The sequence below is a fragment of the Tolypothrix bouteillei VB521301 genome (assembly GCF_000760695.4).
Lineage (GTDB): Bacteria > Cyanobacteriota > Cyanobacteriia > Cyanobacteriales > Nostocaceae > Scytonema > Scytonema bouteillei_A.
Genome location: NZ_JHEG04000001.1, coordinates 6,960,412 through 6,986,394 on the forward strand (window position 1 = coordinate 6,960,412; position 25,983 = coordinate 6,986,394).

Consider the following 25,983-nt stretch of genomic DNA (forward strand, 5'->3'; position numbering starts at 1 on the left):
CGAAAAGGGAGTAAAATCCAAATTTTGAAGTCTACTTTTTACTCCCTAACTAGTTGGCTGAACAAAAAATCATTTTTTAGCATCCTTCTTCAAAAAATGTTTTGTAATACTATTTTCCTGCTTCTCAATAGATAGAAAAATCAGTATTGTCTCGGATTAATATATGAAAAGTTATTTGTTATTTTGAAAACCTCTATGTTTGTCAAAATACAACAAGATCGATTTTCAAATATAAGCAATCGAAAAAATACTGGAATTCCAGAACAAATTAATTACAACAGAATCAAAATTTCATGATTTTTACCATTGACGAAAGATGTCAGACAAAAGTTACATTATCGCCAATGGCTTCTTTAAAGAGGGCGGCTTTTTGTATGCGGCAGAAAACTCTGTATCGCTCTGGGTTTTTATATGTCATGGCTTTTCTTGTCAGTTTGGGGTTGCATTGTCTGGCCTCTGAGCAAATAGTCAACGCCACAGAGCTCGCTCGTCCAACAGAAATTTCTCGTTCTGTATCTGGCGGACTGGTGGATAAAGCCTTTGCCCAATACGTGGCTGGGCAATATAAACAGGCGATCGAGCTTTGGAATCAGGTGCTAGGGCAAACGTCTGACAAGAAAACGAGAGCCGTTCTCTACACCAATCTTGCCTCTGCTTATCGCCAAAGTGGAAATTTGGGAGAAGCACTAAAGTCATGGGAAGAAGCCGCTAAAATCTATCGGTCGATCGACAATCAAGAATCTAGTCGTTTGCTGACACAGATATTAGCCGAACAAGGGCAAGCTTACAATGCTCTGGGACAGCCTCGAAATGCCATGCCAATACTTCACTCAGTAATGAAACTGGCTGAGAAAAACCAAGATATAGCTATGCAAGCAGCTGCTAGTGGAGCATTAGGAAATGCTTATGCAGCATTAGGAAATTGGGAGGAGTCGATCGCATCCCATAAAGCGAGTATAGAAATCTCTACTCAATTAAAAAATTCCAACTTTATCGCTACTGGCTGGAATAACCTGGGCAATGTTTATCAAAACCGCTATCAACGATATTTGCTACTAAAAAATTTAGCCGAGCGGGAAGGGGACGAGAAAGAAGAAGCAAACCTGTCAAATTTGGCAAAGCAAGATGCACAAGCCGCTCGAGCAGCTTATGAACGAAGCGTCGAGGTATCTGTGGCAGTAGGTGGGATACCCCAAGCTAAAGCATTGTTAAATCTGGCACGTTTTTTGGCTCTCGAGCAATCACCGCAACAGGAATTAATCGAGACATATCATCAAAAAGCGATGGCAATTCTCAAGGAAGTACCAGATTCTCGTGCTAAAGCTTACGCTTTAATTAACTTGGTAGAAAGTCAAAATCAAACAGGACTGAAAGTTCAAAACCTGCTTCAAGCCATTACTACCGCTCGAAATATTGGCGATCTCAGGGCTGAATCCTTTGCACTGACGTCTTTAGGCAAAGCCTATGAAAAGTCGGGGGATCTAAAAAAAGCTCTGGAATTAACCCAACAGGCGCAGTTTATAGCGCAGCAGGTCAATGCCACAGATAGCGTCTTTCGCGCTCAAGCACAAGCAGGACACATTTATAAAGCCCAAGGAAAAACTGAGCAAGCTGTTCAAGTTTACAGACAAGCTATTGCTTCAGTGCAAAACATTCGCGGCGATATTGCCGTTGCTAGTAAAGACTTACAATTTGACTTGCGCGATTCAGTAGAACCCGTATACCGGGAATTAATGGCATTGCTTTTGGAGAAAGAAGTCACTAGCCAAAAGATGCAAGATTTCACATCCGTACAACAAGCCAAAGCAGTACAGAACGATCGCCCATCTTCTCCAGTCCAAGAAGTGCTTCAGGTATCAGAACTGCTGCAATTGAGTGAACTGCAAAACTTCTTTGGTGATGAGTGCGTGCCAGTGCAACGTTTAACGAGCGATCGCCTCATTAAGCCCAATACTTACAATGCCGCAGTTATTAACTCAATTATTCTTAACGAAAGTACTTATATGGTGTTGCGTCTACCAGATGGTGAGGTCAAGACCTATCCAGTAGCAATGCCAGGAAAAAAGATGGAACAAGCGATAGACCGCTTGCGCTTTTCCTTGGAAGATATTTCGAGCGATGAGTATTTGCAAGAAGCACAGAAAGTGTACAACTTGTTGATTCAACCCCTTGCAACAGATTTAGAAAAAGCGAAACCAAATACCTTGGTATTTATCAATGATGGTGTGCTGAGAAACGTACCAATGGCTGCTTTACACGACGGCAAACACTTTCTTGTAGAAAAGTATGCTATTGCTGCCACTCTCGGTCTAAACTTTACACCAAGCAAGCAACAAACCAAACACAATACCAAAGCGGCAATTTTTGGGTTAACTGCCGAGATTCCACCCTTTGCTCCTTTACCTAATGTGAAGGCAGAAGCTGAGGGCGTACAGAAAATTCTTGGTGGCGAGCGATTTTTAGATAATGATTTCACTCTGAAAAATTTGCAACAGCAAATCGATAAGGTTGGTTATCCCATTATTCACTTAGCTACCCATGGCAAGTTTAGTGCAGACCCTAACAGCACTTTCTTGCAACTCTTTGACCGCCGTATTTTACTTGACGAATTTGAGGCACTACTGCGTTCCAGCAAACACCCAATTGAATTGCTAACCCTCAGTGCTTGCCAAACTGCTGCGGGTGACACTCGTGCTACTTTGGGTATTGCGGGAGTAGCACTGCGATCGGGCGTGCAAAGTACGCTAGCAAGTTTGTGGTTTGTAAATGATGCCGATACGGTACCTCTCATTCAGAATTTCTATACCCAAATGCAGCAACCAGGCGTCTCTAAAGCAGAAGCGTTACGACAAGCGCAACTGAAGATGATTGCTGACCCAGATGGACATCCAGCGATTTGGTCGCCGTTTATTTTGGTAGGGAATTGGCAGTAATTGATTTTAGATTTTAGATTTTAGATTTTAGATTATGAATATGAAGAACTGGTGGCAATTGTATGGGGTGGGATTGCTTACCCTGATTTTTCCGACTCAGGCTATGGCGCAAGTGACTCCGGACGCTACACTTGGAACTCAAGTGATACCGAATGGACAATTAAGTGATGTCATTAATGGTGGCACTATTAAGGGTAATAATTTATTCCACAGCTTTAGTGAATTTAATATTAATGCCGGACGCAGTGTTTACTTCAGTAACCCCACAGATGTTACTAACATCTTCACGCGAGTGACAGGCACAAATCCATCTATTATTAACGGTACATTAGGCGTTTTGGGCAATGCCAATTTATTTTTGATGAATCCGAATGGCATTGTGTTCGGTACGGGTGCAAGCTTGGATTTGAAAGGGTCATTTTTGGGTACAACAGCCAGCAGTATTAACTTTGCTGACGGGACGCAATTTAGTGCCAATTCTCAATCGGTTCCTGTCCTGACAGTTAGCGTTCCTATTGGCTTGGGCTTTGGTAGCAATCCAGCACCTATTAGGGTAGAGGGTACAGGTCATAACCTAAGATTTATTCCGACACCCAAAGATGCTTTCCCACCCTTTACCCGAGAGACGAATCCCCAAGCGTTAAGCGTGCAACCGGGAAGAACGCTGGCGTTGGTTGGAGGGGGTATTTCCTTAGAAGGCGGTCAACTGGTTGCAGAACAAGGACGAATTGAATTGGGAAGTGTTGGCGCAGGTCAGGTCAAGATAAATTCGGCTTCTACTAGATTTACACTTTCTTATGAAGGAGTTTCTGACTTTCGAGATATTCAACTTTCTCAAAAATCCTCTTTAGATGCGAGTGAGTCTAATAGCAGTGGTGGAATTTACGTTGCGGGACGCCAAGTACGACTAGCAGACGGTTCTGTTGGGCTCGTTCAAAACTTAGTCTCTTCAGTACCGGGAGGGAGTATCAATGTTAACGCCTCGGAATCACTGGAATTTATCGGTACAACCGCAGATGGAAGAATTCGCAGTAGTATTACTACTGAAACAACGACATCTGGAGCTAGTGGAGAAATTAAAGTTTCTACCAAAAACTTGGCTTTTCAAGAAGGTGGACAAATCGTCACTAGAACCTTTGGTGCTGGAGATTCTGGCAATGTCAGTATAAATGCTTCAGATTCGGTACAAGTGCTCGGCTCGTCACCTTTGAATCCCCGCTTTCTCAGTAGCATTTTTGTGAGCGTGAATGGTGGTTCTACTGGCAATGCGGGTGATTTAAGTATATCGACTAAGCGGTTAACTGCTACTGATGGAGCCATCATTTCCACTGCATCATATAGTGTTGGAGCGGGAGGAGATTTGACAGTGAATGCTGAGACTGTAGAACTGATTGGCAAAGATCTAAGTTTTGGAGGACCGACTGATTTGAGGGTCGGTAGTTTCAACAATGGAGATGGCGGTAGTTTGATTGTCAATGCTCAACGATTAACAGTTCGAGACGGAGCGAGAGTCAATGCTACGACTATTGGTCAAGGAAATGCTGGAAGTGTTACTATCAATACTTCAGAATTAGTTGATGTGAGTGGTGGCACTATCACGTCGTCTGCAACTTCCCCAGAAATTCGCTCTATTATTAATGGATTTAACACAGATCCTACTGGAAAAGCAGGTAGTGTAAATATTAATACTGACCGTCTGGTTGTTCGAGATAAAGGTACGGTAGCTGTTGCGAATAACGGACCGACAGAGGCGGGTAAACTTCAGGTAAATGCTGACTCTATTCTTTTAGATAATCAAGGATCTCTCTCTGCCACAACCAGATTGGGTGAAGGTGGCAACATATTCATGCAAGCAAATTCCTTGATGATGCGTCGTGGTAGTTCTATTAGCGCCACTGCTGGCGGTTCTGGTAATGGTGGCAACATTACGCTGAATGTGGGAGCTATAGCTCAACTTGAAAACAGCGATATTACCGCGAACGCATCTCAAGGCAAAGGCGGTAATATCAACATTAATACTCAAGGTATCTTCCGCTCTTCTGATAGCGACATTACCGCCTCTAGCGAACTAGGGATTAACGGGATAATTAATATAACCAGTCCCGAGATTAAGCAGGAAAGCTCTCTTCAAGAACAGCCTAGCAATTTTATTGCGACTGATACTATAGTGGCAAATAGCTGTTTGGCTAGCAGAAATGCCTCCCGTGGAAGCTTTGTTGTCACAGGTAATGGTGGTTTGCCAGAAACACCAAATGAGGGCACCATACCTTATATTGTCACGCAAGTGCAACCAGTTTCAGGACGTGAGGAGCGACAAGGACGAGTCAACAGAGAAAAGATTCAGACTTGGAAATTGGGCGATCGCATTACCGAGGCAAAACAGTTATTTATAACTCCTGATGGTCGCATAGTGTTAACAGCCGAAAATGAGGACGGATCTATTCCCAACCCACAAGATCTAACCTGTCATTAGTTTGTCTGCTCTAGTACTATAAAATTTAGACACGGAAGAAAGGACATTTAACTATGACAGCTACGTTAAAGGAATTTTTAGAAGCTTGTGAGACTTTGGGTACATTACGTCTTATTGTCACAAGTAGTGCGGCTGTCTTAGAAGCGCGGGGCAAGATAGAAAAGCTGTTTTATGCAGAATTACCTAAAGGGAAATATGCGAATATGCATACCGAAGGTTTTGAATTTCACTTGAATATGGATAAAATTACTCAAGTAAAATTTGAAACAGGAGAGGCAAAAAGAGGTAACTTTACGACTTATGCCATCCGCTTTCTTGATGAAAAACAGGAACCAGCTTTAAGTGTCTTTTTGCAGTGGGGGAAACCAGGAGAATATGAACCCGGTCAAGTAGAGGCTTGGCAGAGTCTGCGCGAAAAGTACGGCGAAGTGTGGGAACCTGCACCATCTGAGATTTAAGTTTGCCACATCCAGTTTTATTTACGCCAGTCAGATACCTGACCTCCTTGAGAAGCCGGGTATCTTGCTACTCCATGCCTGAATTATGCCAGCAAAGGCGCAAGCTTAGACACAATCCGTTTGACTTCTAAAAACAAAACACCTTGCTTAGCAGCTGCACTAGCAAGAACCAATAAAACAGCTTCTTGAGAGCAGCCTACTAAGATACCGTAACCTTTCTCACCTTCTACCACAATTCGGTCAACACTACCGCGAGCCAGCTCGCGTCCGATGCGTTCTCCAAGTGATAGCATGGACGCTGACATAGCAGCAGTACGCTCTTCGTCCATTCCTACTGTCAGCACGGAAGCTAACGCCAATCCATCAGGGCTAGCAAGGATTGCACCTTGAACTTCAGCACTGCTAGACACAAAATTTTGTAATTCATCTTGCAACATTGAAACATTAATCATGGCTTTACCTCTCCAAAAGGGTGTTGTTTGTATTGATATTGTTATAGGTATGCACTCGGATCGCTTAACAAAATGGCTACGGATTAGTATTTAGGTAAAAGTTACCGATCTCTTGAACAAGAGCAATCAAAGCTTGTGCTACGGAAGGTTTACTAGTCGCGTTGACAGATACAATTGGCGGTCGAGTACGCTCATCTAGCAATCCCAAAGCAAGAATTACGTCTTCTGCATCCCATGCATCCGGACAATCTGTATGTGTCAAGCCAATGATATGCGGGAGTTTCACTTGTTGGTTGACAAAGCTGAGTATCCGCCGTCCAAATCTTATGTGCTCTGGACGATGAGCATCTACTAGCAAAATGTAAGCATGCGCCTTGGCAATTAGAATATCCCACATGAAGTCAAACCTCAGTTGACCGGGTGTACCATATAGGTGGAGCGATTGATTCGATGCAATAGTGAGTCGTCCAAAATCTAAAGCAACTGTAGTTTTTTCCTTCAGTTGTCGCACTTCATCTGTCGCTTTCTTATCGGTATCCACGACTTCTATTTCACTGATTGTACGAATCAAACTCGTTTTTCCTGCGCCTACGCCTCCTGTAACTACTACGCGTAGAATTGCCATTGATACCTCATAAGGTTACAGCCCTTGGAGCCACATCCAAGCGCTGGGGAAATGTCGCAGGTAATCTCAAGCCACGTAAATATAATAATGAACTTACTCTGTAACTTTGACTTTACAAACAGAGATAACTTGACGAGATACATTATTGTTTTATCCTCTTCAGGTAATGTGACAACAATTTTTTTGTTTCAACTGATGCAAACGATATAAAAATTGCATGACAGATTGCACACCCTGAACTAGCTTTATTGCTATCTTTGGGATTTTACAACAGTAGTTAGTAAGTTTTCAAACTTAAATACTAAATTTTCTAAATAACTACGTTGTGAAATGTTCCCCCCCTAATCCGCTTATAAGTAGTATTTCTCAGTTACTAAAAGTACATTGGCATATGCACCCCTTAGAGGCGGCTTTAGTCGTATTGCTTACCCTGTTATGGCTCTGGGAACCAGTTTTACATAGAACGTGCGCCAGTCGCAATTAAGCGCCTAAATAAACCTTCTGTCCAACCAGTTTCCTGGAGAACAGCTGCTGAAGAGACTTCCACATAAGCTTGTTCGATAAAAGCCAAGTCAATCATACAGATACGACTGAGAGAATCTTTCAGTGCTTCGCTTTGACCTTCCACTTGTAGCTCTTTGGCTACTTCATGTATGACTGTTGCCATTGCCGGTACAACGTGCTGAGGTCCAATTCCAATACGAACGTGAACTAAACCAATTTTCCAGCGTCGGTCTGCATAGGCAGGACCCCAATTATCAATACCCGTAAACATTTCTTGAAACCATTGTATAAAAGTTTCATGCAAGCGATGAATGCGTTCTTCTCCGGTGTGTAAAATTTTATTCATTTCCTCATCGCGTCCGAGGTAGGCATAAAAGTGATTGGTCATAGCTGGAGCAACTTTGACTCCCCAATCTGCATTAGCTTGAAGCAAAGCTTTATCTTCATCTGTAAAACCAGCACGCTTCTCTAATGTCAGCAGAAACGTATATGGATTTAAAGCCATTGTGAGTTCTCCTAAGTATTAAAACAAACATTTCTTCAGCTAGTATGCTTACGCAGCCACTAAAAAGTAGCAAAATTTTATACATTATACAAAATTTCGTTACATTCTGTTACTTGATAATAGAGAGCGTGGAAGAAGGATGTTCTTCATCGGTCTGCTAGCTCCCCAACTCCGATAAGAAGCCGGGAGTTAGATTAATTTACCCCATCAAAACTGATAAATCAGGACTACCTTCTTCTAGTTCAACAAATGGGCTATTTTGGTAAATGCTTGTTTAATTTCTAGAAACAGTATGCCTTGCTTAGCCGCAGGACTGGCAAGAACTAACAAAAAAGCCTCTTGAGCGCGACCAACTAAAACTCCGTAACCTCGCTCTCCTTGCACTACAATCAGATCGATAGCACCACGGGCAAGTTCGTGTCCAAAACGTTCCCCTAATGAAAGCATGGATGCTGACATTGCAGCAGTACGCTCTTCATTCATACCTGGTAATAACACAGAAGCTAGCGCCACGCCATCAGGGCTAATAATAATTGCACCTTCAACTTCAGCACTACCGGAGACAAAGTTGTGTAACTCATCTTGGAGTCTAGAAAATGCGATCGCATTTTTTTCCTCAAATATTTCTGATTGAGGGGATTTAGCGGCTTCTGTCAAGGATAACAAATTTGAGACATTCTCTCCACTAACTTCTGTATTTTCCACAGTAGTGGTTGAAGGCAACTCTTCTGTGGTTTGCAATTCGTCTGTTACTTTTGCAGGCTTAGCTGATATTCTTTCAAGTGCTACTAGCAGTAGATTCAGAATTTTGCCCAAAGGCATGGTAACTACAGCACATACTTTAATGTTGTGATTTTATTATTACACTATAGTGGTGAGTGGTTGGCAGGGAGTCGTGTTTCTAGTGTCTGTCAATTTAGTAGCCTTCATGTCTTGTCCTAACATTAGGACAAATAAAAATGGTCGTTGGGTCTTTCCTAACCCCTATTTTCAAGTTTTGCTCTTTAAAAAACCAACTAGATTTTGCAAAAATGAAGTGCTGATTTTGAGTGCTTCCGATTCCTTTGATTTTTGGCGTTTCATTTCAGAATTTTCGATGAAGTCCCAATTCAAAGAGTCATCATTTAAGTTTGATGTTGATGTCACTGTGAGAACTTCTTCCACTAAACCCGCAAGCATGAGCCGGAAAGTCGCTTGTTGAACTAAAGCAAGAGGTTGATTGATTTGGGCTGCGATCGCATTTAAAGAAACACTCCCATTAGCGAATTCCCATACCTGCCATTCACAAGCGTGCAAGCGAATTTGTGGTTTAGCGTGAGAAATACTTTTGACAGCTGAACTGGGATTTGGCAAAACATCTTCTAGTGCTTTCCAGTTTTTTAATGCTCTTAAAGCTATCAGAGCCACTTCCGTTGCTCTGAGACTTAATCCGGTCATTTCTTCTAGAGGCAAAGCTGCTTTGCTATCTAGTTTAAATACTCCTTGTTGAATTTCAAAAAGTTCCCGAACTTTTTGTAATTGGTTTGCAAACAGCAGGTTGAGTTGCTCGGCTGTTAGGAGACTTTCAGTTTTCAGCAGTAACCCAAGAGGTATAGCTGTAGGAGCATCCGTACAAACTTTTTCTATAACTTTCCAATTTGCCAAGCCTCGCTTGACAATTTTAGAAATTAACTCCTGACCGTGCAAGTGATGAGCAGCCGCTACCACTCTTCCTTGTCTAAACCAGATGTAGAAATACTGGGATTTAGACATGGGAGATTGTAGATCTGGTAAGGTACAAACTGTTAAACAACCAGATTTTCGTCCGTGGTCGATCAGTTGGAACAATTCAGCTAAAGAAAAATCCGTAAAAGAACTAGATAGACTCATTCGTGCAAGTACTCTTTCGATGATTGATTTATATCAACTTGCACCCCGATCGTTATGCGACTTTTAAAACATCTTGTTAGCAAGGATAGATACCCTCCTTTAGCTTTAAAAAGAGTAATATTACTGACAAGAAATTTTCCGGTTCATCTTTTTCAGGAAATTTACATATATAGATTATTTTATAAGTATACTTATATACATACATATCGTGGAATCATTGAGATAGTAAAAAATACTATCTACCCGTATTGATTCAAGAAATAGTTTGTTGATGGCTGCCTTTCTATCAGAATCGGGCGATGAGCACTAGGGTAGATCTGTACACCTTTCGGTGTTAGTGTGCAACTTCCACTCCACCAAAAAAATCAGTAGTTCTAGAGCATGAAGTCGTGTTTGAGTCTCTGCTCAATCCTTGAGCTTCTTTTAAATGGTATTTTAGTTAAGAGACAAATGTTTGTATTTAGTTTTGTTATGTCTTTGTTAAATTTGATGATAAAAAAGTAACCTAAGTTTTTCTTATATGAGCGATCGCATTGAATAATTTAAAATAAATTAACATATATCGCGATTATGAAAATTATTTGGGCTTGTTGCTTAATTTTGTTATATCTGTATTGGGGTGGAGCAGCAGAAGCTGGAGAATTATCTGAAAAGTTGGCAAATTTCGAGCGTTGGGAAAAACTAACATCCGTACAACCTGCTGTAGGTGATTTAGTTTACCCAGAATGGATGGAGGGTGATTGGGAGGTGAAAAGCACACTTTCCGATTTAGCTGCACCTTTAGCACCGGACATTGTTACACCCGGATTTGAAGGTAATCGTCAGTACCTCAACAAACCCATAAGTTTCAAAGTACGATTTGTCAAATCAAAATTGCCAGCCATAGCGCTGAAAGCCATTCCCACAATCAATAGCAAGTCAGTCGCAGTTGTAGCGGATAGAGCTTTTAACGGTTTAAATTTGGCACGGGCTTATCTGAGTGATGCTGTGTTATCTGTCAAAGTAGATCCAAAAACTCCCAATCGTCAAATTACTTTTTTGCGTGGCGATCGCCAGCTTGTTTCTACAATTAGTGGACGCGCCACAGAAACGACAGGTGATGGCAAATTCATTGGAACAGAAGTCTTTCAACAAATATTTAAAGGTGGTGGGCGTCCTTTCTTTAATGTTGTTGAATCCACAACTGCATATCACAAATTAGATGGTCTTGCTGGAAGCCCTGCAATAGAAGCAGATCAAGTGACTGCTGTTTACCTGTCACCGCAAGATCCAAATTACTTCAGTGCTGGTTCTCGACCCGTTGCGCTGTATCGGTATCGGCTGGAATTTTTTCGTAACAGTGAGTGGTGATTGGGGGCTGGGAGAAATATCAATAACCTAACCCCCAATCTCTCCCCAATCCCTACTGTGTGGGGTTTTGAGTTCCCCACTCCCTAAATCCTACTCCCAAAGAAAGATTTACATATCTCAACTCTTGACTCTTTTGTAGTATACGTGTAGTATTAAAACCTCAGTTACAGGTTCGCGCTCTAAGAGTAGTGTGCATCATGGCTAATTTTCGAGATCTTCTCAACTACTTTCGTCCCTACTGGTCGGTTGGTGCTTTTAGTATCGCAGCCACCAGTATGTATGAGGTCATCGATCTGGTGGTACCCTATGCTATCGGACAAATTTTAAATGTTTTGTCCAACCAACCATTAGATAAAACACTTCAAGACGCGATCGCAAATTTATCAAACCTGATCCACTACCCAGTAAGCAAACCTTTAGAGTTAGGAGCATTACTGGGTTTAATTTTTCTAGCTACAGTGGCGAGAGCACCAACGCAGCCTTGGTTGAGCAATTGGTTTCACTGGGATATTGCCTTAAAGGCGCGTCACGTTCAGAGCCAAGCAGCCATAGAAAAAATTCTTACCTTACCTTTAGAATTTTATGACGAAAATAACCCCGGACGTATTGCCGGACGAGTAGCAAGAGGAATTGCCAACCACACTTGGACTTACCCTGAAATTTCCGGACAGTTACTTCCCAAGCTGTTTCGAGTGCTAGCTATCTTTGTGTTTATCTGGTTTGTGGAGTGGCGAATCGCTTTACTGTACCTGATTTCCTTTGTGGCGATCTTAGGATTTAGCCTCAAGAAAATACAGAAGTTGATTTGGCACGATAACCTCTTAGATAAGTACATGGAAGATACAGAAAGCCGTACCTCGGAGATTATCAGCAATATCAAAACGGTTAAAGCTTTTGCAACTGAAGCAAAAGAGCTAAAGCGGCAAAAAGTCCGGTTATCCCGCGAATTAAAACTTGTTGAATTCCGCATTCACAAGGGTTATGTCAAACTGCAGACTTGGCAAAGAAGTATTATTCAGTTTTGTGTCTTTACACTCTTGGGTTTGGCTTTAGCCGCAACACTGAACGGGCGAATTAGTCTCGGTCACTTTGTCATGACACTCACGCTGTCTAGCATGGCATACGCTGAATTAGAACCTATTTGCACCTTAGCGGAGATTTTTGCTCGCCGGTACATATCGATGGTACGGTTCCACGATTTTCTGAAAGAACCTTCTGGAGTGGATTCAGAGGGTTTGTTAGAAGAGAAAAATGTTGCAGACAATCCCTATAAATTTACCGGGAAATTAGAGTTTTCTCATGTCAACTTTGGATACGATCGCGAGCGCCCTGTTTTGCAAGACATCAATCTCTTGATTGAGCCATATCAAACAGTCGCGTTGGTAGGGCGTTCTGGTTCTGGTAAATCCACTTTAGTAAAATTGTTGCTGCGGTATTTTGAGCCTCAAGAAGGTAAGATTCTGATTGACGGTGAGGATATTCGCACTCTGAACGTAGGTAACTACAGGCGCAGACTGGCGATCGTTCACCAAGAAGTAGATATTTTCAACGGAACCTTATTGGATAACCTGATTTATGGAAACCCCAATGCTAGTTTCGAGCAAGTTGAAGAAGCGTGCAAAATAGCCAGACTTGATGAAGTTGTACAGCAACTTCCCCAAGGATATTACACAGTTGTAGGAGAGAGAGGCGTGAGGCTCTCTGGGGGTCAGAGACAGCGTGTGGGGATTGCAAGAGCGTTGTTAGTCGAACCAGACGTGCTGGTGTTTGACGAAGCAACCTCCAGTTTGGACTATGAGTCAGAGCGTTCAATTCAGTTAGCGATGCGCTCAATTTTAGGAACTCGCACCACAATCATTATTGCCCACCGATTGAGTACAGTTAGGGAAGCAGACAAGATTGTGGTTTTGGACAAAGGCAAAATAGTAGAAGTTGGAAACCACCACGAACTCCTGCGTCACGAAGGAATTTACCATCGCTTGCACTCCCTGCAAGAGACTGGGGAATTGGTTGGTTAGAGGTTAGGGAGAGGGGGGAGACACGGTAGAATTTTCTTCCTTGTCCTCCTTGTCCCCAATCCAAAAATTTTTTTTCACACCCCCCTTGCATTTCCAAAAGCTTGTGCTACTATTAGTAATCGTGGGTGACACGGGTCGGTGTCCGAGTGGTTAATGGAGGCGGACTGTAAATCCGCTGGCTTGCGCCTACGCTAGTTCGAATCTAGCCCGGCCCACCTGCAATAGAGTTAAGAGAGATGAGCAATAAACAAAACTCCGATCTCCTAACTCTCAACCTTCAAGTAAAATTTGCCCGTGTAGCTCAGTGGTAGAGCACACCCTTGGTAAGGGTGAGGTCATGAGTTCAATCCCCATCACGGGCTTGGTAAAGAGTATCGAAGAATCAGTGATTTTGAACAAGTTACATGAATTGGTTTTACGTTAACAGTATCTTCTTAAAACAACTTAGTTGCATAGAAGTTGCATAACAGGATTGCTTATCAATTAACGTCAAAATATATTGAATAGAGTCAATCCATTACAAGATGCGATCGCGGAACTACAAGAATTTATAGATAATCGCCTAGATGCCCGTGAGGAGAGAAAAGCTTTAGCGGTGAAATTGGTTTATCAAGGCTACAAGTATGAGATGAGGAAATTCAAACAATTTTAGATGTGTCACTTGGTTCAATAACAAGTTGGAAAATTGTCCTTGTAAAAAACTTTGATGCTCTTTAAGGCTCCATTAATAGTGTGAATTTCTAAGTCAGCATTAACTTTAGTCGTACTATTGGTTGATGTTTTTATTTTTTGATTCATATAAACACTTCCTCTTTTTTAATGAATGAATCGTCTTTCTTGTAAATATTATTTACATACTTGGGAGTTTCAGAAGTTTTTGAAAACTCGGTTTTTGTTTTAGCTAAATTTGCAATTTTTTCTTTTTGCAAATTTATCCATAAAGTCAAAGCTTCTTCAGTTGCCTCCCCTAATGATTTACGCTCATTAGCGCAAATCATTCTAATAAGGGTTGATAACTGTCTGGGTATGCTCACATTGTGTTGTACATAATTTGGTGATCTTCTTCTGTCCATAATTGTTATGTCTTAATGTCTAGCCTGAGTGTTTAAACGTTTAATATTATCGTATCATTAATAAAACTTATTTAATGTTTTTATATTATTAGATAAATTAATTTTTGAGTCTATTTAATCCTAGTTTGCACAAAAATAATTCTTAATATCTCCAATTAATATTAAATTTCTAATCAATAATAGCAGTAGTTGTCTGGGGTTAAACTTCTTGAATTTTCAAAACTCAATTTTCTAAATCAGTAAAGATATCATGCTGTTCTCGAAAAATCCTTTGAGTCTCGGATAAACCTAAATCCATAGAAAGCAAATCAACACCATCAATAATTTTAGGTATCTGAGATTCATCAATTTGTAGATTCTCAAAACACTTGTGTCTGTAATCTGGTCTTTGCTGAAAGCGTTCGATCGCTTTTTTTAAAGGTCTTATGACTTCGTAAGCCTCTTCTGCTTTATCAATTGATGGTTGAGGTATTGGACATTGTAACCTGAGAACCGCTAAATCGATTAAATCTCTGGATTCTACACCATCATCCATATATCGGTCAGAATTTGCCAATAGTTTAGAGGTAAAACAATCATTTAAACTTAAGCACGGAACAGGTGACCATTTGGGGTATCTCGGAGGATCGAGTCGAAAACGACTTTCAGCAATAATTTCTGTCTTAATCAAGAATTCGCCTACAATAACTGTCATGCGTATCCCATACTGATCTGTTGTACCGCGCCCAATTTGGATTTTACTTAAATCACGAAATAATGCTTCATGTCCACCATCAAATACTATTGTACGTAAATATTTATATCCTTCTGTACTAACAGAAGCAATAAAATCAACATCCTTACTCCATCGGTATTCTTCAAAATCAAGAGCCAGAAGGGTTCCGCCACCAAAGTAAGCAGAACCCTTCTTAAGTATTTCACAATCTAAAGATTTAAGAATTTCAAGAATTTTATTATGATGGTCGAATCTAAAGGTCATAACTCAACTAACAACCAGGATTTATAAAGTCTGGCAAGTTCTTTAAGGAAATTAATTTCTTCACCCTCTAGATTGTTGTATATGTCGCGATATCGCCAACCACGCTCGTAGCGACTGAGCATTTCTTCTGGAGAGAAGCGATACACATCCGCAGTCTGCCAACAAATTGATTCCAAAAAGGGTAATTTTTTTGGGACAGCAACAGAATTAATCTTTGGTTTTGCGGTTGCCATACTTTTTTAATCAACCACTTTGGTTTACGTTTTTTCTAGAATTAGTTTATTCTAAAATTAATTTTTATCCAAATAACTTCAGGAGGAGGTCCGGTAATTTCGTAAAAGCCTTAGTAAATACCGATTTAATGCAGAATGGTTTACTAGGGGCACTTTTAAAGAGACGTTGTGATACCTAAGAATCAGTTTTGCTCTAACAAGTTCCTTGGACTATCCCCAACATTCCCCCGAATCTTCCCAATCAATCTTTAAGGGATTGAAGCCACAGGTTGTAAGAAAGTATTTGCGGCTGGTATTACCGTAGATTTCTGTACTAGCATCCCAGCCAAATCGACGATTGGTGAAGGCTTTATCTCTCTAAATACTTCTTAATACAATGAACCGAACCCAGGTTTTGTACAAAGGGATGAAAGTCGGTTAATTCGTAAACCTTGAAATCGAGTTCTTCCCAAATGCGCTTGTTTTCCGCATCAATAGGAGCTAAGTCTGCCCAATCACCATGACCATATGTTGGTAGCCACACGGAGTTACCACTGTTTGCATCTATTTCTATCAAACAGTTGTTAGCGGTAGCATAATACCAGGTACGCACTTTAATATCAACTAGATCTACATAGGTGAGCGGCATCGGATTGCGAATCACTTCAAAGCCCCGAGCTTCTAGAGTCTTGGCAACATCATCAAAAATTTCCCCTAGCGAGTGGTCTACAGGCTCTTGTCCCAAAATTTGATCGGCATAAGTGGGCGAGCCTACCAACAATCGATATTTGCCAGAAGAACTGCGCCCTGCTAGCGAAATAAACATATCGATGTGAAATATGGGCTGTTTCTTTCCAGTTCCGGTATATATCTCCTCAGTCCATTCCTCACCGTCGATAGTAATCGGACGTTCTTGCGGTTGAGGAACTGGTAATTCTGTACCTATGTAAATGAGTTGGCGATTGGAGTCGAAGGTTTTGATGTATAAATTTTTAACAAATTCATCAATATTTTCAACATCTTCGGGGACTACAATATTACCTACCTCTTCAATGAGCTTCTTGGTCTCTTCTGGATAATCCGTACCGATGAAAACAAAATCATCTCCAATCAGTACATTGCCACCTTGGAAATAAAGAGGAGACTGGATGCTTTGCAGATTGGTTGCTTCTGCTACTAACTCAGCAATCGCCGCATCACCCGATCTTCTAAACACGTGAGGCTCAACTAAGAAAGATGTACCTTCCGTTGTTGATGTATCTTGGACAACCACGTAAGGGTCTTCAGCCCAAACAAGAAAATTCAAAAAATCAGGTGCTTCTACAATGGTAGAGCGATCGCTTGCATGAGTGGAATCAAGGGCTGCTAGTAAATCGTTAGTAACGCTTGGATGAGTGAGGATCGTAAATTGAGTTGTTTTAGGTAACTTACGGAATAAATCTTCGTAAACCTGTTTGTAGCTGAACTCTCCACTAGCATAAGCAGGGTAACAAAAAAGAATATGCTTGAGGGGACCGTGCGCGGTGGAAACAATTTTTGGTTCGCGAGGTCCGGGTCTGGCAATCTTGGCGCGTAAATCCGTCTGCACGGATGCACTTCTGGCGATCGCACCCACATCTACATCGGACTTGTTGCGACGTGCTAGCGTTGCTGGTAATGGAAGAGGATTTTTCCGTATGGGATTGTTTGCAGTCATATTATTTTTTCGGGAGTTGTAAATTCTAATTTTTCGCAAGCAAGTTGCAAAAATTGCTACACCAAAATTTTAGACTGCTACGTAAAGTTCTGTTTCTAACGTAAGACTATTTTAAGATAAAGATAATCAGCCATATTTATTCTCTCTAGAGTGCGATCTCACAATGCAATAGCTTCGCTAACGGCTCAAGCCAGATTGGCAATTTAACTTAGAGTTTGAGCTAGAATTGGTAAGGTAATGACAAATTCAGAGCCCTTACCAAGTGTAGAACTCACAGAGAGCGAACCGTTGTGTTTTTCTACTATAATTTGTCGGCTTATTGCCAAACCTAAACCCGTTCCTTTGCCAACAGCTTTCGTCGTAAATAAATTGTCAAAGATTTTTTGTTTGACTTCTTCACACATCCCAATGCCATTATCAGCAATTACAACTTGAATTTGGTTTTCTGTGACTGTCGTTTTAATAAAAATTTTGTTGGAATTAGCGTTAATTTCCTCAAAACTCCGTCCATTATTTGATTCTTCTAATGCATCAATGGCATTCGCCAAAATATTCATGAATACCTGATTTAATTGACCGGGGAAACACTCTATTTTGGGCAAAACTCCATACTCAGTTATCACGTCAATGGCGGGGCGTTGTTCGTTTGCTTTAAGGCGATGTTTGAGAATCAAAATTGTACTATCAATACCCTCGTGGATATTAAACGGTACTTTGTAATCTTTATCAGCACGGGAGAAAGTCCGTAAACTGGTACTGATATTTTTGAGCCGATCGCACGCGATCGCCATCGCATCCATAACTTTGGGTAAATCTTCTAAACTATAATCCAAGTCGATTTCATCAGCATGGTTCATGATTTCCTCACTCGGTGATAGTACAGTTTCCTGATAGCAACCTTAGTCCTTCTTATCAACCAACATGGGATAAAGAATGCTTTAAGGGTCATCACTAGCATCCATCGCTCTGCTCCCGCAATATTTACAAATGAATGTGGCTAATAATACTTGCTAAATTCATCAAACTTTTCCAAGTCTTAGTGCCAATCACCCCATCTACCAACAATTCTTTTTCTTCTTGGAATACTTTTACAGCTTGTTCGGTTTTTAAACCAAATTCGCCATCGATAGCTCCAAAGTAATAACCGTTAAAACCCATGTAATCTTGAACGATGGGAGTAAATTTAAGAACATTTTGAAGCTGAGCAACATCTCTGCTACGGCTACCGTAACGCAATAGTGGTAAGTTTAAGCGTTCGCCCAGGTAAAGGGCTTGCCAGGTTTTTAGACCGACAATACCATCGTCTTCCAGAAAAACGCGAAACTGAAAAACTTTAACAGCTACTTCAGTAGTTTTACAAAATATACCGTTAACATCTAAGTAATCGATACAATCAAGAAGAGGAACTCTTTTTTTCAGCAGTTCTTGTAATTCTTCTACTTGTGAACCAGTAGAACCTCGTTTTAAGATAGGTCTGTTAATATAAGTTGAAGCTTGCATTGTAAAGCCTCCTTGAAGAATGCTCAATCAATAAAAACTTCAAGGAGATTGTGAGGAAATCCGCATCCTTACCAGTACCCAAAAGAGTAATTTTTCATTTTTACTGTGTCAGGGTGCTCGTCACGCGTGGTAAGGTTAAATTCCCTTCTCCACAACTACTGTAACAATCTATACAATACGGACAGTTGATTAACTAGCTAAATAGCCGCGCATTTTATCTCCTTGTAGCTGTAACCGCTTCAAAGCTTGTTTTTCGATCTGTCGTACTCGTTCGCGACTAAGACCCATACGCCGACAAATCTGTTCTAGAGAAAATTCATTTCCATCTGCTAAACCAAAACGCAAGGTTAATATTTCTCGTTGTTGGGGAGTCAGTTTTGATAATAATTTTTGCAAGTCTTGGCGAAGAGATTCTTGAGCCGCATAGCGATCTGGTGAAAGTCCTTTATACTCTAGTAACTCCTGAAATTCTGTATTTTGCTCTTCTCCTATTGGTAAGTCTAGAGAAATTGGTGGACGCGCAGATAGTAAATATTCGCGAATCTGGTTTGGTTGTAAATCCGATGCTAAGGCAATTTCAGTGAAGGTAGGAATGCGACCTAGTTTTTGGGATAACTCACCCTGAATGCGCTTGATTTTGTTGAGCCTCTCCGTCATATGAATGGGTAATCGGATTGTGCGCCCTTTGTCTGCGATCGCTCGTGTAATTCCCTGACGAATCCACCAGTAAACATAAGTTGAGAGCTTGTATCCACGAGTTGGATCGAATTTCTCAATTCCTCTTTCTAAACCCAAAGTTCCTTCTTGAACTAAGTCAAGAAACTCTAAATTTCGCCTTTGATACTTTTTAGCGATCGCAACAACAAGTCTGAGATTCGCCTGAATCATTTTCTGCTTAGCTTGTTGTCCTTCACGAAGACGTTCTAGCAGAGCTTCTTCGCTCATATTGGTAGAAACAGCCCACTCTGAAAGAGTCGGTTCTCGTTTTAATTGAACGGTAAGTTTTTGGTTTGCGGACTGCAAAGCCATCCAACGTTGAACCTGTTTGCTTAAGTTAATTTCTTGTTCGTCGCTAAGTAGAGGAATGCGTCCTATGTCTCGAAGAAAAGCGCCTACTATATCAGTTTTACGAGAAAATGAGTCTTGCGTGTGTTGAAGAGAACTTAGTTGAGATGTTGAGATAGACATGATTCGTTAAGTCTTTATTGAACAAATTTAAGCTAAATTATCCAAACTTAATCTTGAGAGCATACACATCTAATTGCTATAACTAAATCTACCCTTCCTGCTGAGTATTGGGTAACGCTCCTGGTTTGACGCTGAGATTGAGAGTCTGACCGTTACGGCGAATTTCTAATTGTAGATTGCTCCCAATAGATGTCTCTTCTACAGTTTGTTGCAGTCTGTCCGCTTTATTTATAGATTCATTATTAACCTTTACAATCACATCACCTGCACGAATTCCGCCTTTGGCTGCAGGCGATTCAGGAACAACCTTAACAACTAATACACCTTGAGATTCGTCAACACTAAGAGGGGCATTAGGATTGTTGTTAATTTGTTGTTTTAATTCTGGTGTTAACGTCATCATTTGAACACCTAAATAAGCGTGTTCGACTTTACCTTTAGCGATTAATTGATTGGCAATATGTTTGGCGGTATTGATTGGAATTGCAAAGCCCAAACCTTGAGCATTTTGAATGATAGCAGTGTTCATACCGATGGCTTGTCCTTGGGCGTTGAGCAAGGGTCCACCTGAATTACCGGGATTAATAGCTGCGTCCGTTTGAATAAAGTTAACTCGCTCGGTAGGGACTCCTACTTGAGAACTAGAGCGACCCGTAGCACTAATAATACCTTCCGTAACCGTATTATCCAAACCCAAAGGGTTACCAATAGCTATAGCCCATTCTCCTGGCTTGAGTTGCTCGGAGTTTCCTAGCGGGATTGTCGGTAAGTTATTAGCTTTAATTCTGACAACAGCAACATCGGTAACTGGATCGCTACCCACGACCTGACCTTTAAAGGTACGTCCATCCTTTAAGGTGACTGTGACAGTGTCTGCTTCATTCACCACATGAGCGTTAGTCAAAATTTCACCGTTAGGATTCATGATAAAACCGGAACCAACTCCTTGAACAGTTTCTTGTGATGGACGGGAGGGAACTTCAGAGCCAAAAAATTCCCGGAAAAAGGGATCGTTAAAAATATCAGATGCGGGACGTTTGACTGTGTGACTTGAATCAATCCGCACTACTGCAGAACCAATGCGATCGACAACTTCTGTGATAAAGTTAGAAGCCCGAGCAGTTGCTAAGTTATCTGGTGGATTTTGAGTCACTGCTAGTGCTGCTTGTTGTGGTTGCAGTAAGTGCATACCTGTAACTGTAATTCCCGATCCCGCTAAAACCAATGCTAAACCCAGGTAACTCATCGGTTTTTTCCAGTTACGTCTATTCACATCACGATTTGCAGTGGAGTCAATGTTCTGTTCATCGTTATCTTGAAAATTATGTTTTGAAGTGTTCATAAGCTAAAAATCTCTGAGTTTTGCAGTTCTTCATCTTATAAATCTGCGTCTTTAAAGATAAGAAGTAATTGTAAAGAACTTGGAAAGATTGTTGAAAGCAGGAAAATTAGAGAATAGAGATTAGGGGTCAACGACAGGAGAACTCGGGGTTCTCACAAAATGGGGAGCGGGGGTAGAGGGATTTGTATAACTGGTTTTGAGAAAAACATCTTCAAGGTTGTCCATCTCCTGAAGCAAAGGAGGAGTTAGATGGCTGTACTCCGCAGCTGAAGAAGCTACCTCAACACGGTCGATCAACTTATCAAACTTCTGTGCTCGATCGATTCCCCCACGAACCAAAATAGACGGACGTACTGTATACCATGTAAGACGCATGTGATTAGCTGTTTTATGCAACCAAGCTTTGTTCCCTGTTGGTGTCCAAATTTCTAATTCGCGACCGTAGTAGTTAAGCTGTGTTACCTCAAGAGGAACTCTTGGCTGAAAGTGCGTTACGAACGTAGCAGCAATCAGAGTGATTTGATTGGCATAATGCATTGCAGTTAGGCGATCTCGAACTGCAATCGTTCCTTTAAGGGAAGCAATTTTGGAATTTAGCTTTGCCAGTTGTGATTTTTCACCGTTAATTTCATGATTCATACCTTGTGCTGAATCTTCTAAGAAGAATAAATTCTCTGTCGCACGTTGCCAGTCTTTTGCTTTAACAGTACTGTATACTATTTTACTGTAGTGACTGACCTTACTTAAGGAAACAGGGATAGGATTTTTGTTGGGTTCGGGTTCGCTCTGTCTGGATGAATCTGGTTTTTCTTCAACCTCGTTGAGATAGGAAGTGCTAGCTCTACTTTGAGCAGTTAAGAAACTGTTATCATGCTGGGGCATAATGGCAACAGGTTGCGGAGATTTGCTTGCATCATTCGTTTTTAATAACTCACTTATGCCTAAACCAAGCAATAATGAACCAATGAGAATAGTTTTGGTTGAAGTGTTCATGGTTATAAATGTTTGGGCAAAAACCTTAAGATATACAAAATTTGTCAAGAACTTGGGAAGATTTTGAGTGGAGTGACAAATGGCAACCAAAGCGAGGGATATTAAAAAAATTGAGAGATGCCATTAAATCTTTCCGAGTTCTTCACTTTTACCTTATACATTAACCACATCAAGACAAACAACCCAGAGAACAGAGAAGTTTTGAAAACCATGAAAACTACAACTAAAAATGTTTTTGCTCTTGGTCTAATGAGTCTTTTAAGTCTTAGCTTAATGTCACAAGGTGCTTTCGCCGCTCAAGCTCAGACTGCAAACTCAAAGAACGACAAAGCAAATCCAACAGTCAATAATGTTCATAAAACTACACAGCCTTCTCTAAAGAAAAAGAAATCTCAACAACACGCCAAAAAATCTGCAAGTAATACAAATTCCAAGACTACAACTACCAAAGAAGAGACAGGTACTAATGTAGTAAAAACACCAACAACTCCTAACAAGAAGTAAATTTAGTAATTATATCAATTTTTCTAATGAAGCAAACAACAGCTTGATTTCACGATTTCAGTTTTTCTCCTCTTACTAGGGAATTTTCTACATAGTAGAGAAATTCTCACCCCACATCTTATTTAGGTTGGGTTTTATCTCTTGATTAAACCCAACTTTTTTTAATTCAAATGAAAAGCCAAAAAATTATTCTATCCCCAAAAATTTTATCGCTTATACTTCTAATTATATTAGGTGTTGTAGCTCCCAGTCTTCTATTAAATATCAAAAACAAGTATTTTTATAGTATTCTAAGTGACCTAGCTATTCCACAAAATACTAACAACACTCAGTTATTATCTAAATCGCTTCCTAATAGTTTAAGTACAACAAAATTAAATAATTTCCAGCCAGATGTTAAATCGAAGGTTGTGACACTGACAGTTCCACCCCAATTTTCTGGAGCCATTGTTTACCAGGCAAAATTGCTTAACAAGGAGAAATATATTGCCTTGACTTTTGATGATGGACCTTGGTTGAATTCCACTGCTGGTATCCTTAAAATTCTCCATCAAAACAATGTAAAAGGAACTTTTTTTGTTTTAGGAAGAAATATTCAGCAATACCCCAAGCTAGCAATGCAGATTGTAGCAGAAGGTCATGCGATCGGGAACCATACTTGGCATCACTGGTATCATTTTCTCAATCAGCAAACAGCTGCATTTGAAATCGATCGCACAGCCAATTTAATTTCTCAAATCACTGGTATGTCAACAACATTATTTCGTCCACCAGGCGGAATACTCAGTAATGGTCCTGCTGCTTATGCTAGAAAGAAAAACTATACTATTGTGATGTGGTCTGATGACTCTCAAGATTACAGACGCCCTTCTGTCAACACCTTAGTTAACAGAGTCTTAAAACAGGCAAAACCTGGTGGTATTGTACTTATGCATGATGGTGGTGGAAATCGAGCTAGAACTGTAGCAGCCTTACCGCAAATTATTAGTCAATTAAAACAACGAGGTTACAGCTTTGTCACAATTCCCGAGCTTCTAGAAATACAGAGCAAGGAACAAAATTTACAAACCTCTAAACTCAACTAACCGGAAGGCGAACAGTAAAACAGCTACCAACACCTAGCTGACTTGTAACAGCAATTGAGCCTTCATGATTTTGGACAATTGCTCGGACAATAGATAATCCCAATCCAGATCCACCACCGTGATACGAGCGGGAAGTATCAGCTCGCCAAAACCGCTCAAAAATTTTTTCAAGGTTTTCAGGTGCAATTCCTACACCTGTATCCTGCACTTTCACCAATATATGAGAGCCTGTACGGTGAGCTTTAATTTCGATTTTGCCTCCATCAGGCGTATAATGCAGTGCATTGGCTACTAGATTGGTAAAAAGTCGCATCAGTTGTATGCCATCACCTAGCAAGTACAAATGAGGAGCACCTATTGCATATTGTAAATGAATTTGTTTACTCTCAGCTTCAGGTTTATATTGCAGTATTAAGTTCTCCAAAATTTCCGCTAAATTGACTGTATCTTTTTTTTTATTGGGAATTTTGTCAGTTCGTGCTAAAAATAGTAAATCTTCTGTGAGAGCAGACATTTGTTGAGTAGCACTAACAATTGCTTGAAATTTATCTACATCTCCTTCTCGCATCCCTTCTGAATACTTTAATGCTACCGTTGCATTACTTTTAATTGCCATTAAAGGACTGCGGAGTTCGTGAGAAGCATCAGCAGTAAATTGTTTAAGTCTCTGAAAACTATCTTCAATTGGTTGCATTGCTTGACGAGTTAATAGAACTCCACCAACACTGCTTAAAATAATAGCAATCAGAATTCCTCCTGTTAGCCCCCAATCTAATTTATTTAAAGTCGCATTAAAATCATTGAGAGACTGGCTTGCTCTTACATAGCCAATGAGCTTTCCATCATCACTTCCAATAATAGGTAAAGTCACGGCTTGAATATTTTTTTCCTCTGTTTGAATGTTTATGGTGCGATTCATAGCAAGAGGTAAGTTAAGAACATCTTCTCCCTGCTGATCGATCAAACGACCTTTTGTATCAAACCATTGTAATGCTTGATGTCGAGCAGTAATGTTGAGTATAGAGAATTCATTTTCTATGTTTACATGACCATTTTCAAATCTTGCATTAGCAGCAGCGCCCTCTCCTAAGTCAATCAGTTTGTCAGTCAATTCTTGAGTTAAACTGCGAGTAAAAAAAACACGAACGGCTATTGCAAAACATCCCAAGATTAATGCAAGAACAACCATGTAAGATAACAATAAACGATATCTTATTTGACCAAACATAAATACTGATAGAACTCCTATAGCAAATTGATTGCCCGGTCCCCCAATAGCTAATCTACAGCCTCTATTTTTACGTCAGATAAACGGTATCCAATACCATATACTGTTTCAATCAAGCTTTCAGAACCTCCTGCATCTTTCAACTTTTTACGCAAGTTTTTTATGTGAGTTTTTACTGTATCTTCTCCAGAAAATTTGTCGAAACTCCACAATTTGTTTAGAATTACAGAACGAGTTAAAACTTGACTGGGATTTCTCATAAAACATTCTAATATCATATATTCTTTAGGTGTAAGTGAGAGTAAGTTATCTAGATAAGTCGCAGTACAACTACTAGGATCGAGTTTTAGATTGCCATGAACTAATACTGGTTGACGAGTTTCTGGAATTCTCCGAAATAAAGCTCGGATTCGTGCTGCTAATTCTTCTAATTCAAATGGTTTAACTAAATAATCATCAGCACCCGCATCTAACCCAATTACTTTATCTGCAGTGGTATCTCGTGCTGTCATCATCAAGATGAGAGAATTGCATTTAGCAGCACGCAAACGTTTACATAAACTAATTCCATCTAGTTTAGGTAACATCAAATCTAATAAAATAAGATCGTATTGGGTAGATTGCGAGTATTCCCAACCCTCTATTCCATCACAGGCTACATCGACTACGTAATGCTGGTGTTTCAAATCTTCTGCAACGGGTTTGGCAATGCGATCGTCGTCTTCCACAATTAAAATTCTCATTTTGTTACCCTACTTTGGGTCTTCCTACCATATATCAACAAATAATCAGTATAGTTGTTCTTGAGTTGTACCTGCATAAATGCTAGGGAAACATTTATGCAAGCTTCTTATACCAAATCCATTTTTATAACCCCAATAAGCCCTAGTGATTAGAAATCACGGCTATACAAACGAAGTCCCTCCGGGTTCGCCAGTTCCCTACGGCGGGAAACCCGCCTGCAGGACTGGACTCACCGCCTGCGCGGACTAAATT

Annotated in this window: 21 protein-coding genes, 2 tRNA genes and 3 pseudogenes; 10 read left to right on the forward strand and 16 right to left on the reverse strand. The window is 40.5% G+C overall.

What is annotated here, in order from left to right; translation table 11 throughout:
- Positions 1-293: 293 nt before the first annotated feature.
- From HC643_RS28275 to HC643_RS28285, 3 genes are read left to right on the forward strand one after another with little or no spacing between them, the layout of a single operon-like run.
- On the forward strand, positions 294-2,933 hold the full coding sequence (locus HC643_RS28275) for a CHAT domain-containing protein (protein WP_082051904.1): 2,640 nt from the start codon (positions 294-296) through the stop codon (positions 2,931-2,933).
- 34 nt (positions 2,934-2,967) lie between these two features.
- The gene (locus HC643_RS28280) at positions 2,968-5,406 is read left to right on the forward strand and encodes a two-partner secretion domain-containing protein (RefSeq protein WP_050046775.1); all 2,439 of its coding nucleotides are present in this window, start codon (positions 2,968-2,970) and stop codon (positions 5,404-5,406) included.
- Between the two features lie 53 nt (positions 5,407-5,459).
- A complete protein-coding gene (locus tag HC643_RS28285) occupies positions 5,460-5,864 on the forward strand; it encodes a ChuX/HutX family heme-like substrate-binding protein (protein ID WP_038090329.1) in 405 nt (134 codons plus the stop codon).
- Between the two features lie 83 nt (positions 5,865-5,947).
- Here HC643_RS28285 and HC643_RS28290 read toward each other — a convergent pair.
- The 5 genes and pseudogenes from HC643_RS28290 to HC643_RS28310 all read right to left on the reverse strand — a co-directional run.
- A pseudogene (locus HC643_RS28290) lies at positions 5,948-6,322 on the reverse strand (roadblock/LC7 domain-containing protein); the annotation flags it as partial.
- Between the two features lie 70 nt (positions 6,323-6,392).
- A complete protein-coding gene (locus HC643_RS28295) occupies positions 6,393-6,941 on the reverse strand; it encodes a GTP-binding protein (RefSeq protein ID WP_038090325.1) in 549 nt (182 codons plus the stop codon).
- A gap of 454 nt (positions 6,942-7,395) precedes the next feature.
- Positions 7,396-7,950, reverse strand: a complete 555-nt coding sequence (locus HC643_RS28300) for a protoglobin domain-containing protein (RefSeq protein WP_038090323.1) — start codon at positions 7,948-7,950, stop codon at positions 7,396-7,398.
- Positions 7,951-8,187: 237 nt separating this feature from the next.
- Positions 8,188-8,772 (reverse strand): roadblock/LC7 domain-containing protein, encoded by a 585-nt coding sequence (locus HC643_RS28305; protein ID WP_038090321.1) that lies wholly within the window; start codon positions 8,770-8,772, stop codon positions 8,188-8,190.
- Between the two features lie 168 nt (positions 8,773-8,940).
- Positions 8,941-9,819, reverse strand: coding sequence for a DUF4388 domain-containing protein (locus HC643_RS28310; RefSeq protein ID WP_038090320.1), 879 nt, complete (start codon positions 9,817-9,819; stop codon positions 8,941-8,943).
- Between the two features lie 570 nt (positions 9,820-10,389).
- On the opposite strand from HC643_RS28310, the gene HC643_RS28315 reads away from it, so the two are divergent.
- From HC643_RS28315 to HC643_RS28335, 5 genes and pseudogenes are all read left to right on the forward strand, one after another.
- Positions 10,390-11,169, forward strand: coding sequence for a DUF6816 family protein (locus tag HC643_RS28315; protein WP_038090317.1), 780 nt, complete (start codon positions 10,390-10,392; stop codon positions 11,167-11,169).
- A gap of 197 nt (positions 11,170-11,366) precedes the next feature.
- Positions 11,367-13,187, forward strand: coding sequence for an ABC transporter ATP-binding protein (locus tag HC643_RS28320; RefSeq protein WP_038090457.1), 1,821 nt, complete (start codon positions 11,367-11,369; stop codon positions 13,185-13,187).
- Between the two features lie 132 nt (positions 13,188-13,319).
- Positions 13,320-13,402 (forward strand) — tRNA-Tyr (locus HC643_RS28325).
- Positions 13,403-13,477: 75 nt separating this feature from the next.
- A tRNA-Thr gene (locus tag HC643_RS28330) sits at positions 13,478-13,549 on the forward strand.
- Positions 13,550-13,710: 161 nt separating this feature from the next.
- Positions 13,711-13,871, forward strand: a pseudogene (locus HC643_RS28335) (IS630 family transposase); the annotation flags it as partial.
- A 110-nt stretch (positions 13,872-13,981) separates the two neighbouring features.
- Here HC643_RS28335 and HC643_RS28340 read toward each other — a convergent pair.
- From HC643_RS28340 to HC643_RS28375, 9 genes and pseudogenes are all read right to left on the reverse strand, one after another.
- A complete protein-coding gene (locus HC643_RS28340) occupies positions 13,982-14,260 on the reverse strand; it encodes a hypothetical protein (RefSeq protein ID WP_137986586.1) in 279 nt (92 codons plus the stop codon).
- Positions 14,261-14,483: 223 nt separating this feature from the next.
- The gene (locus tag HC643_RS28345) at positions 14,484-15,239 is read right to left on the reverse strand and encodes a nucleotidyl transferase AbiEii/AbiGii toxin family protein (RefSeq protein ID WP_038090304.1); all 756 of its coding nucleotides are present in this window, start codon (positions 15,237-15,239) and stop codon (positions 14,484-14,486) included.
- Positions 15,236-15,472 (reverse strand): hypothetical protein, encoded by a 237-nt coding sequence (locus tag HC643_RS41615; RefSeq protein WP_038090302.1) that lies wholly within the window; start codon positions 15,470-15,472, stop codon positions 15,236-15,238. The genes HC643_RS28345 and HC643_RS41615 overlap by 4 nt, the downstream gene beginning before the upstream one ends.
- Positions 15,473-15,821: 349 nt before the next feature.
- Positions 15,822-17,147 carry a hypothetical protein gene (locus HC643_RS28350; protein WP_038090300.1) on the reverse strand — a complete coding sequence of 442 codons (1,326 nt, stop codon included), beginning with the start codon at positions 17,145-17,147 and terminating at the stop codon, positions 15,822-15,824.
- Positions 17,148-17,350: 203 nt separating this feature from the next.
- A pseudogene (locus HC643_RS28355) lies at positions 17,351-18,040 on the reverse strand (sensor histidine kinase); the annotation flags it as partial.
- An 88-nt stretch (positions 18,041-18,128) separates the two neighbouring features.
- Complete coding sequence (locus tag HC643_RS28360) at positions 18,129-18,647, reverse strand: peptidoglycan-binding domain-containing protein (RefSeq protein WP_038090290.1); 519 nt, start codon at positions 18,645-18,647, stop codon at positions 18,129-18,131.
- A gap of 189 nt (positions 18,648-18,836) precedes the next feature.
- On the reverse strand, positions 18,837-19,835 hold the full coding sequence (locus HC643_RS28365; RefSeq protein ID WP_038090286.1) for an RpoD/SigA family RNA polymerase sigma factor: 999 nt from the start codon (positions 19,833-19,835) through the stop codon (positions 18,837-18,839).
- Positions 19,836-19,923: 88 nt separating this feature from the next.
- Positions 19,924-21,177: an HhoA/HhoB/HtrA family serine endopeptidase gene (locus tag HC643_RS28370; RefSeq protein ID WP_038090283.1), complete on the reverse strand. Its 1,254-nt coding sequence runs from the start codon at positions 21,175-21,177 to the stop codon at positions 19,924-19,926.
- A 120-nt stretch (positions 21,178-21,297) separates the two neighbouring features.
- The gene (locus tag HC643_RS28375; protein ID WP_063779576.1) at positions 21,298-22,170 is read right to left on the reverse strand and encodes a hypothetical protein; all 873 of its coding nucleotides are present in this window, start codon (positions 22,168-22,170) and stop codon (positions 21,298-21,300) included.
- A gap of 210 nt (positions 22,171-22,380) precedes the next feature.
- Here HC643_RS28375 and HC643_RS28380 point away from each other — a divergent pair, with 210 nt between their 5' ends.
- Together HC643_RS28380 and HC643_RS28385 are read left to right on the forward strand one after the other, a co-directional pair.
- The gene (locus tag HC643_RS28380) at positions 22,381-22,674 is read left to right on the forward strand and encodes a hypothetical protein (RefSeq protein ID WP_137986585.1); all 294 of its coding nucleotides are present in this window, start codon (positions 22,381-22,383) and stop codon (positions 22,672-22,674) included.
- Between the two features lie 170 nt (positions 22,675-22,844).
- Complete coding sequence (locus HC643_RS28385; protein ID WP_038090279.1) at positions 22,845-23,759, forward strand: polysaccharide deacetylase family protein; 915 nt, start codon at positions 22,845-22,847, stop codon at positions 23,757-23,759.
- Here the strand turns inward: HC643_RS28385 and HC643_RS28390 are convergent.
- Positions 23,752-24,987 (reverse strand): sensor histidine kinase, encoded by a 1,236-nt coding sequence (locus HC643_RS28390; RefSeq protein WP_050046774.1) that lies wholly within the window; start codon positions 24,985-24,987, stop codon positions 23,752-23,754. The genes HC643_RS28385 and HC643_RS28390 overlap by 8 nt on opposite strands.
- A 50-nt stretch (positions 24,988-25,037) precedes the next feature.
- Positions 25,038-25,730, reverse strand: a complete 693-nt coding sequence (locus tag HC643_RS28395; protein ID WP_038090277.1) for a response regulator transcription factor — start codon at positions 25,728-25,730, stop codon at positions 25,038-25,040.
- Positions 25,731-25,983: the final 253 nt, after the last annotated feature.

Bases quoted from the DNA above. Each gene is read 5' to 3' on its own strand.
- HC643_RS28275 (WP_082051904.1), top strand. From the start codon at position 294: ATGATTTTTACCATTGACGAAAGATGTCAGACAAAAGTTACATTATCG.
- HC643_RS28280 (WP_050046775.1), top strand. From the start codon at position 2,968: ATGAATATGAAGAACTGGTGGCAATTGTATGGGGTGGGATTGCTTACC.
- HC643_RS28285 (WP_038090329.1), top strand. From the start codon at position 5,460: ATGACAGCTACGTTAAAGGAATTTTTAGAAGCTTGTGAGACTTTGGGT.
- HC643_RS28295 (WP_038090325.1), bottom strand. From the start codon at position 6,941: ATGGCAATTCTACGCGTAGTAGTTACAGGAGGCGTAGGCGCAGGAAAA.
- HC643_RS28300 (WP_038090323.1), bottom strand. From the start codon at position 7,950: ATGGCTTTAAATCCATATACGTTTCTGCTGACATTAGAGAAGCGTGCT.
- HC643_RS28305 (WP_038090321.1), bottom strand. From the start codon at position 8,772: ATGCCTTTGGGCAAAATTCTGAATCTACTGCTAGTAGCACTTGAAAGA.
- HC643_RS28310 (WP_038090320.1), bottom strand. From the start codon at position 9,819: ATGAGTCTATCTAGTTCTTTTACGGATTTTTCTTTAGCTGAATTGTTC.
- HC643_RS28315 (WP_038090317.1), top strand. From the start codon at position 10,390: ATGAAAATTATTTGGGCTTGTTGCTTAATTTTGTTATATCTGTATTGG.
- HC643_RS28320 (WP_038090457.1), top strand. From the start codon at position 11,367: ATGGCTAATTTTCGAGATCTTCTCAACTACTTTCGTCCCTACTGGTCG.
- HC643_RS28340 (WP_137986586.1), bottom strand. From the start codon at position 14,260: ATGGACAGAAGAAGATCACCAAATTATGTACAACACAATGTGAGCATA.
- HC643_RS28345 (WP_038090304.1), bottom strand. From the start codon at position 15,239: ATGACCTTTAGATTCGACCATCATAATAAAATTCTTGAAATTCTTAAA.
- HC643_RS41615 (WP_038090302.1), bottom strand. From the start codon at position 15,472: ATGGCAACCGCAAAACCAAAGATTAATTCTGTTGCTGTCCCAAAAAAA.
- HC643_RS28350 (WP_038090300.1), bottom strand. From the start codon at position 17,147: ATGACTGCAAACAATCCCATACGGAAAAATCCTCTTCCATTACCAGCA.
- HC643_RS28360 (WP_038090290.1), bottom strand. From the start codon at position 18,647: ATGCAAGCTTCAACTTATATTAACAGACCTATCTTAAAACGAGGTTCT.
- HC643_RS28365 (WP_038090286.1), bottom strand. From the start codon at position 19,835: ATGTCTATCTCAACATCTCAACTAAGTTCTCTTCAACACACGCAAGAC.
- HC643_RS28370 (WP_038090283.1), bottom strand. From the start codon at position 21,177: ATGAACACTTCAAAACATAATTTTCAAGATAACGATGAACAGAACATT.
- HC643_RS28375 (WP_063779576.1), bottom strand. From the start codon at position 22,170: ATGAACACTTCAACCAAAACTATTCTCATTGGTTCATTATTGCTTGGT.
- HC643_RS28380 (WP_137986585.1), top strand. From the start codon at position 22,381: ATGAAAACTACAACTAAAAATGTTTTTGCTCTTGGTCTAATGAGTCTT.
- HC643_RS28385 (WP_038090279.1), top strand. From the start codon at position 22,845: ATGAAAAGCCAAAAAATTATTCTATCCCCAAAAATTTTATCGCTTATA.
- HC643_RS28390 (WP_050046774.1), bottom strand. From the start codon at position 24,987: ATGTTTGGTCAAATAAGATATCGTTTATTGTTATCTTACATGGTTGTT.
- HC643_RS28395 (WP_038090277.1), bottom strand. From the start codon at position 25,730: ATGAGAATTTTAATTGTGGAAGACGACGATCGCATTGCCAAACCCGTT.